Source organism: Bradyrhizobium sediminis, assembly GCF_018736105.1.
In the GTDB taxonomy this organism is placed as follows: Bacteria; Pseudomonadota; Alphaproteobacteria; order Rhizobiales; family Xanthobacteraceae; genus Bradyrhizobium.
Window position 1 is genome coordinate 3244990 of record NZ_CP076135.1, and the last position, 12369, is coordinate 3257358.

Sequence of the window (12369 nt, forward strand, 5' to 3'; positions counted from 1 at the left end):
CCTTACTGATAGATCGGGAAGCGGTCGGTGAGTGCCTTGACCCGTTCCTTGATCGCGGCTTCCACCATCGGCGCCTTGCCGTCCGGCGACTGCGCCAGCGCGTTGAGCACTTCGGCAATCATGAGGGGCGACCTGCTTGAACTCGGCGACGCCGAAGCCGCGCGTGGTCGCCGCCGGGGTCCCCAGACGAAGACCCGACGTGACGAACGGGGTCTCGGGGTCGAACGGGATGCCGTTCTTGTTGCAGGTGATGGCGGCGCGCACCAATGCCTTCTCCGAGACATTGCCCTTGAGGCCCTTCGGCCGGAGGTCGACCAGCATCAGATGGTTGTCGGTGCCGCCGGAGACGATATCGAAGCCCTGGGCACGCATCGCTTCCGCCAGCGCCTTGGCGTTTTTCGACCACGTTCTTCGCGTAGATCTTGAAGTCCGGGCGCAAAGCTTCGGCGAACGCTACCGCTTTCGCCGCAAATGACATGCATCAGCGGGCCGCCCTGCATGCCCGGGAAGATCGCCGAATTCAGCTTCTTGGTCAGCGCCTCGTCGTTCCACAGGATCAGGCCGCCGCGCGGGCCACGCAGCGATTTGTGCGTGGTGGTGGTCGTGACATGCGCATGCGGCACCGGCGAAGCGTGCGCACCGCCGGCGACGAGGCCGGCGAAATGCGCCATGTCCACCATGAAATAGGCGCCGATACTGTCGGCGATCTCGCGGAATCGCTTGAAGTCCCAGGCGCGCGAATAGGCGGAACCGCCGGCGATGATCAGCTTCGGCTTGACCTGCTCGGCCTGCCTGGCGACGGCATCCATGTCGATGATCTGATCCTCGCGCCGCACCGTGTAGTGCGAGGCCTTGAACCACTTGCCGGACATGTTGACGGGCGAGCCGTGGGTGAGATGGCCGCCGGCCGCGAGGTCGAGGCCCATGAAGGTATCGCCGGGCTGCAGCAGCGCCAGGAACACCGCCTGGTTCATCTGGCTGCCTGAATTGGGTTGGACGTTGGCAAAGCCAGCGCCGAACAGCTTCTTGGCCCGCTCGATCGCCAGTGTCTCGGCGACGTCGACCCATTCGCAGCCGCCGTAATAACGCGCGCCCGGATAACCCTCGGCATATTTGTTGGTCATCACCGAGCCCTGGGCTTCCAGCACCGCGCGGCTGACGATGTTTTCGGATGCGATCAGCTCGATCTCATGGCGCTGGCGGCCGAGTTCGCCGCGGATCGCGGCGGCGATTTCGGGATCGGCCTGCTCAAGGGTCGCAGTGAAGAACGAGTCGGGCGCGGAAGCGGTCTTGGAGCTGGAAGAGGAAGAGCTCATCGGCGAAATATCTCCACCGCCGCAACCTGTTAGGCGAGGTGCGGCCGGTCACGTGTGGCGATCGAAAGCGGCGCTGGCGGGATACCATATCGGGCAGCGGCGGCCAAGCACTTGCGGTACATGGCTGATATTTATGCAAGATATGGTGGGGATTGGGCGGGTTCCAGCCGGTCCTCGTCCCGTAAACGCCGGCCCAAACACCTCCCCGGCGTCGCCCCGGCCTCGAGCCGGGGCCCATAACCACGAAAGCTCGTTGGAGCAAAGCCGTCTGCCACGGCGCCCCTTCCCGCTGGCACGGCGTATGGGTTCCGGCGTTCGCCGGAACGACGGGATTACTTCGCGAACCGGTAGGCCCCGCCCTTCTCGACCGAGCGCTGGAACGCCGGCCGCGCGTGCATCCGCGTCAGCCAGGCGCTGAGGTTCGGATAGGGCCCGAGCTTGTCGAACACCTTGGCCATCTCGGCGACAAAGCTCATCTGGATATCGACGCCGGTCAGCGACGTCCCGACAAGAATTCCCTGCCCTTCAGCGCGCCGTCGACATAGCCGAGATGGTTTGCCATTTCGCTGTCGATGCGCGGATGCAAGGGAGCGCCGGCCTCCTTCAGCCCGAGACGTAGAGGTTCATCATCAGCGGCAGCATCGCCGAGCCTTCCGAATAGTGCAGCCACTCGTTATAGGCTTCGTACTCGGCACTGCCGGGCGCCGGCATCATCGCGCCCTTCCCATTTGCGAATGATGTAATCGACGATCGCGCCCGATTCCGCGATGGTGATGTCGCCGTCGGTGATCACGGGCGACTTGCCGAGCGGATGCACTTTTGTCAGCTCCGGCGGCGCCAGCCGCGTGACGGCATCGCGCTGATAGCGCTTCATCTCATAGGGCGTGCCCAGTTCCTCCAGCAGCCACAGGATCCGCTGCGAGCGGGAGTCGTTGAGATGATGCAGGGTGAGCATGGGGTTTCCTCGGCGCGATGTTGTCCCGAGGTGTATCGTTTCCGCGAGATCTCAGCAACGCATACAGCTGTCGGACGCCTCACAGCCCCGTAAATCCCGCCTTCACCGGATCGCTCGATCCGTCGAGTTCGCGCAGATAGGTCAGCCCGCACACCGTCAGCCGATGCGTATCCTTCTCGCCGGCTTCCATCAGCGTGGTGAGATAGTCCGTCACCCTGGCGCGCGCTTCGGCGCTGGCCGCGGCGGTGCGGATCATCAGGAGATCGTAGGTCATCATGATGCGATCGATGACGGCTTCCATGGGATCCTCTTCGCTATCCATCAGACAGGCTCGGTGGCTTCGAACTTCGCGATCGCCCTGTTGGCGAGGCGAATCCGGTTGAATTCGCCGCGCTCAAACATCTGTACGATGATCTGGAGCAGCCGCTCATGGGTGGCGAGCGTGTCGGCGATCGCGCCGGTGCGGCGCAGATAGTTCGCGGCGATGCAATAGGCGTCGCCGAGCACTTCGACGTTCAGCACCTGCAATCCGCGCTCGACCTGCATGGCTTGTCCTCCGATACGAGATAAGCCGGGCGAGGTGCAAAAGTTCCATTGCTCGGAGGGGCAAAAACCCCCGAAAAAACAAAACGCACCGGTCCGGAAGGCCCGGACCGATGCGCTTGGGGAAGTCTCTAACCTAGTTGCCGCCGGTCTTTTGCGACGCCGGCTTGGCCTGATCTCGCAGTCGAATAAGCGTCAGAGACGATACAGAATCTGGTCGGTCCAGAACCGCTCGAGCCGGTGCAGCGACTTGTTCAGGGTCGCGAACTCCTCGTTCGAGATGCCGCCGACCTGTTCCACGGTCTTGACGTGCTTCTGATAGAGCGCATCGACGATCTTGCGGATTTCCTGGCCCTGCGCGGTGAGGCGGATGCGGACCGAGCGGCGATCGACGCGGCTGCGCTGATGATCGAGGAAGCCGAGTTCAACCAGCTTCTTCAGATTGTAGGAGACGTTGGAGCCGAGGTAGTAACCGCGCGTGCGCAGTTCGCCCGCGGTCAGCTCCTTGTCGCCGATGTTGTAGAGCAGGAGCGCCTGCACCGAATTGATGTCGGCGCGGCCGCGGCGATCGAATTCATCCTTGATGACGTCGAGCAGACGGCGATGCAGACGCTCCACCAAAGTCAATGCTTCGAGGTAGAGCGGCTGCACCGGAGCTTGTCCCGGAGCGCGGTCAGCGGTTTCCACCGCCGTTGCAACGGCTTTGATCATGACACTTCCCCTTGTCGTTTTTAGCGACTTATTCGACGAAACTTTTGTTCCGCCTGATAGCCACAACTTAAGGGGGCGGTTTGAAGATCCGCTTAAATAAGACAATAAAGAGATCATGAATTTAAGACAGTGAATCGCGGATTAAGCCCGCCACATAAGGACTTTTCGCAACCCTTCGATAAACGGTGGAGCGCCCCTGTTCACGCTTCGTTGGCGCACTCTGTCGCATATGGGAACAGTATCGTTCAAATTGGAAACGCCTGCGTAATACCTGTGACCGCGGCGTTAGGGTGACTGAAAAGTTACCGCAAAAGTTCCGGAAAATTTGATGCGACCGCAGGTGGATTTGCCGAATTCGGCAAGAACGATCGCGAAGGCGCACAACAATTCCTGCCCGTGTGCGAATTCGAAACGCCTATGGCGGCCGTTCGCGCGCCGCCATCCACGCCAGCGCGAGATAGGCCGCCAGCATCAGGGCCTCCAGCCCCACCACCGTGAGGCTGCCGCCATAGATTCCCGGAAACATCAGTTCGATCACCGCCATCGACACCACGGTGGTGAGCCACACCACGGCACCCCACGGCGTCGCCAGCCACAGCCCGACCGCGGCGACGAGTTCGATGACGGCGAAATAAACCGTGGCGGTCTGCCAGGCCATCGGCTGGTTCTCGAACGCCTCTTCCTCGCCGCCGATGAAGCCCGTGACCTGGGCCCAATGGTAGAGGCCCTTGGCCACCGAGACCACGGCCATGATGCGCAGGAAAAACACCAGCCGCCGGGTCCACGCATTCTCGTCGGATTCGATTCGCTCCGACGAGATCGCCGCCACCGACATCGCATTGTCGCGCGACTGGTCGCGCGCCGGGGTTTCAGACATGCGGAGTGCCGTTCATGATTGCAAAATGCGCTTTCATCAGTCGACTGGTCCCCTAATTGGAAGACTCTTGGCCCCTCGGCGCGGCAAAATCAATCCGGCAGGCGGTGCGGCGGACGATTTGCGGCAGGTCAAGATGCCAATGACGCCTGCCATGCAAGATGCTAGAATTGGAACCGTTCCAGTCTGCCGCCCCAGGAGTGACAATACCATGGCGATCAAATTCGGCCGTCCGATCGAAATGCGCGACGCGCCGCGGCCAAAGACCGCCCTCGCCCCCTCGCTCGATCTCGTGATCCGCCCGCGCCGCAATCGCAAGAGCGAATGGGCGCGCCGCTTGGTGCGGGAAAACGTGCTGACCGCGGACGACCTGATCTGGCCGCTGTTCGTGGTCGACGGCCACAACAAGCGCACCCCGGTCGCCTCGATGCCCGGCGTCGACCGCCTCACCGTCGATCAGGCGGTGCGCGACGCCGAGCGCGCCATGAAGCTGAATATCCCCTGCATCGCGCTGTTCCCCTATACCGAGCCGTCCCTACGCGACGAGTACGGCTCCGAGGCAACCAATGCCGACAATCTGGTCTGCCAGTCGGTGCGCGCCATCAAGAAGGAATTTCCCGATCTCGGCGTGCTCTGCGACGTAGCGCTCGATCCCTTCACCAGTCACGGCCATGACGGGCTGATCGAGGACGGCAAGATCCTCAACGACGAGACCGTGGCGGTGCTGGTGCGGCAGGCGCTGGTGCAGGCCGAAGCCGGCTGCGACATCATCGCGCCCTCGGACATGATGGACGGCCGCGTCGGCGCCATCCGCGACGGCCTCGACCAGGCCGGATTCCTCGACGTGCAGATCATGTCCTATGCAGCGAAATATGCCTCCGCCTTCTACGGCCCGTTCCGCGACGCCATCGGCTCGGCCAAGACGCTGACCGGCGACAAGCGCACCTACCAGATGGACAGCGCCAATTCCGACGAGGCGCTGCGCGAGGTCGAACTCGACATCGCCGAAGGCGCCGACATGGTGATGGTGAAGCCGGGCATGCCCTATCTCGATATCGTGCGGCGCGTCAAAGACACCTTCGCGATGCCGACCTTCGTCTACCAGGTGTCCGGCGAATACGCGATGATCGCGGCCGCCAGCGGCAATGGCTGGATCGACGGCGAACGGGCGATGATGGAAAGCCTGCTCGGCTTCAAGCGCGCCGGCGCCGACGGCATTTTGACCTATTTCGCCCCGCAGGCGGCGGAGAAGCTGAAGGCGGAGAGGTAATCGTCATTCCGGGTCTGGTCCTTCGGACCATCCCGGAATGACGGAAGTCCCTTGCAGCCATCAGCAGCCATTCCCATGTCCTGTCCCGGGAATGCACGGTCTGGAGGACTGACCATGTCTTATGGCGATTCTGGTAACACTGGCGGCGCAGGCAATGCTGGCGGCGCTGGTAACGCTGGCGGCGCCTGGCGCAACGACGGTGGGGTGCAGCCGCATGCGTTCGATCCGGTGCTGCAGCCGGAGTTGTTTCGCGGGGTGCCGACGCGGCGGGTGTTCGCCTTCCTGATCGACGCCGTCGTGATCGCGGTCCCGGTGATCCTCGGTTACCTCTTCATCGCGGTGTTCGGCCTGATCACGCTGGGGTTGGGCTGGGCGTTGTTCTGGCTGGCCTGGCCGGCCACCGTGGTCTGGGCGGTGGTCTATTACGGCGCCTCGATAGGCGGACCGCATTCGGCTACCCTGGGCATGCGCGTGATGGATCTGGAGCTGCGCACCTGGTACGGGGCATCCGGTTATTTCGTGCTCGGCGCCATGCATGCGGTGCTGTTCTGGGTGTCGATCTCGTTCCTGACCCCGCTGATCCTGCTGGTCGGCCTGTTCAACGGCCGCTGCCGGCTGCTGCACGATTTCGTGCTGGGAACGGTGGTCATCAACAGCTCGGTCCGCACCCAGACGGCACAGCCTGCAAGAACTTTTTGAACCGGCAAGCCGATTGACCGTCGGCCTCCGTGGCGCGATGCTGGAAACTGTTCGGCCCTGCTGAATCGGGGCCGAACCTGCTCTGGTGGTTTTTTGAGGCGTTTTCTTCATGCGAACCGGTACCCAATTCGCTTGGAAACGCCATGGTTCGGAGGCCTGACGACCAAACGTGACCCAGCACTCGCGTGACACCCCGCAATTCTACCTGACCGCGCCCTCGCCCTGCCCCTATCTGCCGGGCCGGCACGAACGCAAGGTGTTCACGCATCTGGTCGGCGACAAGGCCGGCGACCTCAACGACCTCCTGACCCATGGCGGCTTCCGGCGCAGCCAGTCGATCGCCTACCGGCCGGCCTGCGACCAGTGCCGCGCCTGCGTTTCCGTCCGCGTCATCGCCAACGAATTCCGCATCTCGCGCAATTTCCGCAAGATCATGGCCCGCAACGCCGACATCGTGGGCGAGCAGCGCAATGCGGTGCCGACCTCGGAGCAATATTCGGTGTTTCGCGCCTATCTCGACGCGCGGCACCGCCATGGCGGCATGGCCGACATGACCGTGCTCGATTACGCGATGATGGTGGAGGACAGCCACGTCGAGACCCGTGTCATCGAATACCGCAAGCGCGGCGCCGATACCGGCATTACCGGCCGCGCCGAGGAACTGGTGGCGGTGGCGCTGACCGACGTGCTCAGCGATGGGCTGTCGATGGTTTATTCGTTCTTCGAACCGTCACAGGAAAGCCGCTCGCTCGGCACCTACATGATCCTCGACCACATCATCCGCGCCCGAAGGCTCGGCCTGCCCTACGTCTATCTCGGCTACTGGATCGAAGGCTCGAAGAAGATGGACTACAAGGGCCGCTTCCTGCCGCAGCAGCGCCTCGCCCCCTCCGGTTGGCTGCGCATCGACGCTTCGGGCGAAGTGCTGTCCGAACCGCAGGACTAGATGGCGAATAGGGAGTAGCGAATAGCGAAACCTTCATTCGCTACTCGCCATTCGCATCTTCTTCACTGCCCCAGCCTAATTCCCGATCACCCGCACCGGGTCGCTGCCGTCCCAGTTCTCGGCGGCTTTCCGGATGTGGCCGAAGAAGCGGCCCTTGCCGCCGCTGATGTCGGAGATCTCGACCACGGTTCCGGCATGGCCAGATGTCTCGAAATAGGCGAACCGGCCCCTAGGGCCGCCGATCTGGCCCTCATGGCCGACGACGAAACCTTCGGCGATCGCCCGATCGTAGAGCGCCTGATAATCATTGGTCCAATAGGACATGTGCTGCAGGCCTTCGCCGTGCTGCTTCAGATGATCGAGATACATCGACGGCGCGTCGTTGCGCTGCTGGATCAGTTCGATCTGCAGGTCGCCGGAATTGGCCAGCGCGATGCTCATCTCGACCGCTGAATCGGCGCCCTTGTAGCGGAACCATTCGGTCTTGACCTCGGGGATATAGAAGAACGGCCCGACGCGCATCACCTCGGTCCAGAATTTCATCGCCGCTCCGATGTCGCGAACGACATAGCCGTTCTGGCAGACCTTGCCGAACAACGCGCTCATGAAAAGCCTCCGTTACATTCCGCTCAGGCCGCTGTCGACGGCGAGCGTCTGCGCGGTGACGTAGACGCTTTCCTCCGACATGAAAAACAGCACCGCATAGGCCACTTCCCACGCGGTGGCCTGGCGGCCGAACGGCACATGTCCCTTGCCGCGCGAGGGCCGCCCGGCGCCGGCCGTGCGTCCGTTCGGCGTGTCGACCAGACCCGGATAGACCAGATTGACGCGGATTCCGCGCCGCGCGCCGACATGGGCGATGTTGCGCATCAGCCCACCGAGGGCGGCCTTCGAGGAATCATAGACCGGCATCTGCGAACCGGCCCGCAGTGCGGCGATCGAGGAGATGAAGACGATCGAGCCGCCGTTCTCGAATTTGGGCAGGGCTTCGCGGCACGCCAGCATCGGCCCGCGCACATTGACGTCGTAGATCTTGTTCCATTCCTCGGCGCTGACGCCGTCGAGCCCGGTCTTGCCGAAGGTCCCGACGTTCAAAACCATGCCGTCGAGGCCGCCCATGGTCCGCTGCGCCTCATCGATCATGCGCCGGACATCGGATTCGAGCGTCACATCGGCAGCAATCGCAAAGGCGCGGCCGCCCTCGGCCTTGATCCGGCCGACGGTGCCCTCGGCGGAAGAAAGATTGAGGTCGGCGACGGCGACCTCAGCGCCCTCGCGCGCGAACAACAGGCTCATCGCCCGGCCGTTGCCGATCGGGTCGGTCGCGGCATCGAACGTCCGCTGGCCCCCGCCGACCACCAGCACGCGGCGTCCCTTCAGCCGCCCCCTGCCGGGAGCGCTGCCCGAGGATTCCGCGCTCAGCGGACGGACATAGGGTTCCGGCTTCGCGCCGGTCGGCGATGGTGCGTCGGACACTTCAGTTGCTCCGCGGCTTGCCGCCGTCGTAGACGCGCATGCCGGCGGCGGAATCGAGATCGGTCTCGGTCGCTTCGGTGAGGCGGGCCATCATCATGTAGAATCCGATGGCGACGATCGCCTCGACGGTTTCCTGCTCGCTGAAATGCTTGCGCATATCGGCAAACACCGGCTCCGCCACGCGAACGTTCCGGGTGACCTCGCGGCAAAAAGCCAGCAGCGCGCGTTCCGCCGCATTGAAAGCCTCGCCGCCATAGTCGCCGCGTTCGAGACCATCGACCTGGCGCTGCGTGACGCCGACGCCGAGCGCGATCGGCACGTGCTGGCGCCACTCATAGGCGCCGCCTTCGAGCTGCGCGACCTGCAGGATCAGCAATTCGCGGTTGGCGGCGCTGAGCTTCTGGCGATGCAGGATGGAATTGCCGAGCCGCATCGCCGGGATCATGTTGGCTTCGGCGTGGGCCATCATGCGAAAGATGTTCAGCTTCACCGGCATCCGGTCGAAGGAGGCGCGGATATCGCCCGTCGTCGTCTCCGGATCAATCAGGGGCAACCTTGCCACGCTTCTCTCCCTTGGTTCTTGTTGGTTTTGCATTTGTGCTGACCGGCTTCGCAGCGACGGCGGCGTCCTTCGCCGCGATCATGGCCAGGAAGAATGTGAGAAAATGCTCGATCGCCTCGACTACCCGCTCGCGGGGCGAGGCTTGGGCGCCCATCACGTAGTGTTCGAGGCGGATATAGATCAGGCCGGCTGCGAACAGCCGTCCCGCCTCGCGCGGATCCGTCGTCGTGATCAGACCGGCCAGCGCGAAACCGCGGAAATAATCCGTCATCAGCCGCTGCTCGCGCGAATAGAACTGATCGGCGAATTTGGCGCGGATGCCGGGCACCCGATTGCGTTCGGCGGTGATGACCTTCTGGAACTGGTGTTCGCGCGGGTCCGACCACTGCTCGACCAGATCGAGTGCGAACTGGCGGCAGAACGCGGCCGGCTGCTGGCGCAGCTGGCGGTAGCGCGGCGCCTCGAGGCGGCTCGCCGAACTCGCCGGCCCGTGCTCGCTGACGATGGCTTCGAGGATCGCCGCCTTGCTCGGGAAGTGATTGTAGAAGCTGCTCTCGCGGATGCCGACCCGGCGCGCCAGTTCGCGCATCGAGGCGCCGCCATAGCCGCTCTCGGCAAACAGGCCGAGCGCCTCGGTCAGAATGCGCTCGCGGGTCGAGAGCGCGGCGGTGTCGGCCGCGGTGGAAGCCTTCGAGGTCATCCGCATTGACTAGCGAACGATCGTTCGCTAGTCAACAGACGAACGATCGTTCGTTTGCCCCTGCCGCCAGCGGCACAGGAGGCTTCAGGACGGCCGTTCGAAAGCGGAACGCGGGCGTTCGACCCGCGGCCGGCGAGGCGAGAGACCCAAGGAAGGAACCCAGCGATGTCCCGTTTTTTCAGACACCCCCTGCACGCTCTGTGCGTCGTGCTGCCGATGCTCGCCGCGATCCCGGCCCAGGCCGCCGATCCCGCGAAATACGATCCCGGCGCCGACGACAAGCGAATCAAGATCGGAACCACGGCGCCGCTCAGCGGGCCCGTCTCCGCCTATGCGCAGATCGCCAAATCGGCCGAGGCCTATTTTCGCAAGGTCAACGATGACGGCGGCGTCAACGGGCGTCGCATCGAAATGATCATCGCCGACGATGCCTACAGCCCGCCGAAAACCGTCGAGCAGACCCGGCGGCTGGTCGAAAGCGACGAGGTCTTGCTGATCTTCGGCGGGGTCGGCACGCCGACCAACAGCGCCGTGCACAAATATCTCAACGACCGCAAGGTGCCGCAGCTGTTCCTCGGCTCCGGCGCGGCCAAATGGGACGATGCGAAGAATTTCCCGTGGACGGTCGGCTGGCAGCCGAGCTACCGCGACGAGGCCTTTGCCTATGCGAAGTACATCCGGGCCAGCCGTCCGAACGCCAAGGTCGGGGTGCTCTACCAGAACGACGACCTCGGCAAAGACTATCTGAAGGCGCTGGAGGAGAAGCTGGAGGCGAGCGGCGGCAATCTCCTGGTCGCCAAGGCGCCCTACGAGACCACCTCGCCCACCATCGACACGCAGATCCTGCTGCTCAAGAACAGCGGCGCCGACGTGCTGCTGGTGGCAGCCACGCCCAAGTTCGCCGCGCAAGCCATCCGCAAGGTGGCGGAGGTCGGCTGGAAGCCGATCACCATCATTTCGAACGTCTCCGCCTCGATCAGCGGCGTGCTCGAACCGGCCGGGCGCGACAATTCGGTCGGCGTGATCTCGAGCCAGTACCTGAAGGACAGCACCAATCCGGATCTCAAAGACGATCCCGGCTACAGGGAATGGCAGGCCTTCATGAACAAATACATGCCGGATGCCAACAAGGCCGACTGGCTCAACGTCTATGGCTACACCATCGCGCAGACACTGACCGCGGTGCTGAAGGCCGCCGGCAACGACCTGACGCGGGCCAACGTACTGAAGCAAGCGACCAGCATGAAGGACGTCCGCCTGCCGATGCTGATCAATGGCACCGCCATCAGCAACTCTGCGCAACGATATACGCCGATGACGAGCCTGCAGTTGATCCGCTTCGACGGCACGCGGTGGGTACCGTTCGGCGAGTTATTGCGGAACTGAAGCGCGATGCGGCAGCTGAAAATCGGCGGCATGCGGATCGATCGCCTAATCGAGATCGACCGGCTGCCGTTCGACAAGAAATGGCTGTTCGCCAATGCCGATGACGAGGTGATCGAGACCAACAGGGACTGGCTCGACCAACGCTATATCGAGCCGGGCACCGGCCGCTTCATCCTCAGTCATCATTCCTATGTCGTGCGCACGCCCGGCTGGACCGCGATCGTCGACACCTGTTGCGGCAACCACAAGGAGCGGCCGCGGGTCCCGGTCTGGCACCGGCTCAACCAGCCCTACCTCGCCAACATGCGGGCGCTGGGCGTGCGCCCGGAAGACGTCGACTTCGTGATGTGCACCCATCTGCATGTCGATCATGTCGGCTGGAACACCCAACTGGTCGACGGGCGCTGGGTCCCGACTTTCCCGAGAGCGCGCTATCTCATGGGTGCGATCGAATACGAGCATTGGGAGCAGAAACACAAACTCAAGCCGGAACGCGCGATCAATCACGGATCGTTCGAGGACTCCGTGCTTCCCGTCGTGGCGGCGGGCCAGGCGGAGTTGGTCGGATCCGACCACTGCCTGTTCGACGATCGCGACGCGACCTTGCGCTTCGTCCCGGCGCCGGGCCACACCGCCGGAAACATGATGATCGACCTGCGCGGCAGCGGGGATCATGCGGTGATGTCCGGCGATGTGATCCATCATCCGATCCAGTGCGCGGCGCCGTGGCTGGCCAATGCCGCCGATTTCGACCCCGCCGCGGCGCTGGCGACGCGGCTTGGCCTGCTGCGGCAGTTGGCAGATACGCCGAGCTTCCTGCTCACCGGCCACTTCCCCGCGCCGACCGCCGGCCGCGTGGTGAGCCACGGCGACGCATTCAGATTTCGGTTCGAGGATCACTAACAGTTTCGAACAACAAGGCAGCAGGCAA

16 protein-coding genes and 1 pseudogene are annotated in these 12369 nt (G+C 63.6%); 5 read left to right on the plus strand and 12 right to left on the minus strand.

The annotated features are described in order from the left end of the window. Window positions 1-2: 2 nt before the first annotated feature. The 8 genes and pseudogenes from glyA to KMZ68_RS15525 all read right to left on the minus strand — a co-directional run bounded on the left by glyA (window position 3) and on the right by KMZ68_RS15525 (window position 4402). A pseudogene (glyA, locus tag KMZ68_RS15490) lies at window positions 3-1316 on the minus strand (serine hydroxymethyltransferase). A 332-nt stretch (window positions 1317-1648) separates the two neighbouring features. Next, window positions 1649-1831, minus strand: a complete 183-nt coding sequence (locus KMZ68_RS15495) for a glutathione binding-like protein (protein ID WP_371741477.1) — start codon at window positions 1829-1831, stop codon at window positions 1649-1651. Further along, window positions 1810-1986 carry a hypothetical protein gene (locus tag KMZ68_RS15500; RefSeq protein WP_215616484.1) on the minus strand — a complete coding sequence of 59 codons (177 nt, stop codon included), beginning with the start codon at window positions 1984-1986 and terminating at the stop codon, window positions 1810-1812. The genes KMZ68_RS15495 and KMZ68_RS15500 overlap by 22 nt, the downstream gene beginning before the upstream one ends. 3 nt (window positions 1987-1989) lie before the next feature. After that, window positions 1990-2271, minus strand: coding sequence for a glutathione S-transferase N-terminal domain-containing protein (locus KMZ68_RS15505; protein WP_371741337.1), 282 nt, complete (start codon window positions 2269-2271; stop codon window positions 1990-1992). A gap of 79 nt (window positions 2272-2350) precedes the next feature. Then, window positions 2351-2572 carry a hypothetical protein gene (locus KMZ68_RS15510; RefSeq protein ID WP_215616356.1) on the minus strand — a complete coding sequence of 74 codons (222 nt, stop codon included), beginning with the start codon at window positions 2570-2572 and terminating at the stop codon, window positions 2351-2353. Between the two features lie 20 nt (window positions 2573-2592). After that, the gene (locus tag KMZ68_RS15515) at window positions 2593-2817 is read right to left on the minus strand and encodes a hypothetical protein (protein WP_215612131.1); all 225 of its coding nucleotides are present in this window, start codon (window positions 2815-2817) and stop codon (window positions 2593-2595) included. A gap of 192 nt (window positions 2818-3009) precedes the next feature. Further along, window positions 3010-3525 carry a transcriptional regulator LdtR gene (gene ldtR / locus KMZ68_RS15520; protein WP_215606401.1) on the minus strand — a complete coding sequence of 172 codons (516 nt, stop codon included), beginning with the start codon at window positions 3523-3525 and terminating at the stop codon, window positions 3010-3012. 415 nt (window positions 3526-3940) lie between these two features. After that, a complete protein-coding gene (locus tag KMZ68_RS15525) occupies window positions 3941-4402 on the minus strand; it encodes a DUF6163 family protein (protein ID WP_215606400.1) in 462 nt (153 codons plus the stop codon). Between the two features lie 208 nt (window positions 4403-4610). Between KMZ68_RS15525 and hemB the strand changes: the two genes are divergently transcribed. The 3 genes from hemB to KMZ68_RS15540 all read left to right on the plus strand — a co-directional run bounded on the left by hemB (window position 4611) and on the right by KMZ68_RS15540 (window position 7314). After that, entirely contained in the window at window positions 4611-5669 is a 1059-nt protein-coding gene (gene hemB / locus KMZ68_RS15530; protein ID WP_215612132.1) for a porphobilinogen synthase, read from the plus strand. Between the two features lie 114 nt (window positions 5670-5783). Then, the gene (locus KMZ68_RS15535) at window positions 5784-6368 is read left to right on the plus strand and encodes an RDD family protein (protein WP_249779371.1); all 585 of its coding nucleotides are present in this window, start codon (window positions 5784-5786) and stop codon (window positions 6366-6368) included. A 169-nt stretch (window positions 6369-6537) separates the two neighbouring features. Continuing rightward, window positions 6538-7314 (plus strand): arginyltransferase, encoded by a 777-nt coding sequence (locus tag KMZ68_RS15540; protein ID WP_215612133.1) that lies wholly within the window; start codon window positions 6538-6540, stop codon window positions 7312-7314. Between the two features lie 75 nt (window positions 7315-7389). On the opposite strand, the gene KMZ68_RS15545 is transcribed toward KMZ68_RS15540, so the two are convergent. From KMZ68_RS15545 to KMZ68_RS15560, 4 genes are read right to left on the minus strand one after another with little or no spacing between them, the layout of a single operon-like run. After that, window positions 7390-7920 carry a VOC family protein gene (locus tag KMZ68_RS15545; RefSeq protein ID WP_215612134.1) on the minus strand — a complete coding sequence of 177 codons (531 nt, stop codon included), beginning with the start codon at window positions 7918-7920 and terminating at the stop codon, window positions 7390-7392. A gap of 12 nt (window positions 7921-7932) precedes the next feature. Continuing rightward, on the minus strand, window positions 7933-8790 hold the full coding sequence (locus KMZ68_RS15550; RefSeq protein ID WP_215612135.1) for an SDR family NAD(P)-dependent oxidoreductase: 858 nt from the start codon (window positions 8788-8790) through the stop codon (window positions 7933-7935). 1 nt (window position 8791) lies between these two features. Next, window positions 8792-9352: a carboxymuconolactone decarboxylase family protein gene (locus KMZ68_RS15555; protein WP_215612136.1), complete on the minus strand. Its 561-nt coding sequence runs from the start codon at window positions 9350-9352 to the stop codon at window positions 8792-8794. Then, a complete protein-coding gene (locus KMZ68_RS15560) occupies window positions 9330-10052 on the minus strand; it encodes a TetR/AcrR family transcriptional regulator (protein ID WP_215612137.1) in 723 nt (240 codons plus the stop codon). The genes KMZ68_RS15555 and KMZ68_RS15560 overlap by 23 nt, the downstream gene beginning before the upstream one ends. A gap of 165 nt (window positions 10053-10217) precedes the next feature. On the opposite strand from KMZ68_RS15560, the gene KMZ68_RS15565 reads away from it, so the two are divergent. Both KMZ68_RS15565 and KMZ68_RS15570 read left to right on the plus strand, forming a co-directional pair. Then, complete coding sequence (locus KMZ68_RS15565; RefSeq protein WP_215612138.1) at window positions 10218-11438, plus strand: ABC transporter substrate-binding protein; 1221 nt, start codon at window positions 10218-10220, stop codon at window positions 11436-11438. Window positions 11439-11444: 6 nt separating this feature from the next. After that, window positions 11445-12341, plus strand: coding sequence for an MBL fold metallo-hydrolase (locus tag KMZ68_RS15570; RefSeq protein ID WP_215612139.1), 897 nt, complete (start codon window positions 11445-11447; stop codon window positions 12339-12341). The last annotated feature ends 28 nt before the right edge of the window (window positions 12342-12369 follow it).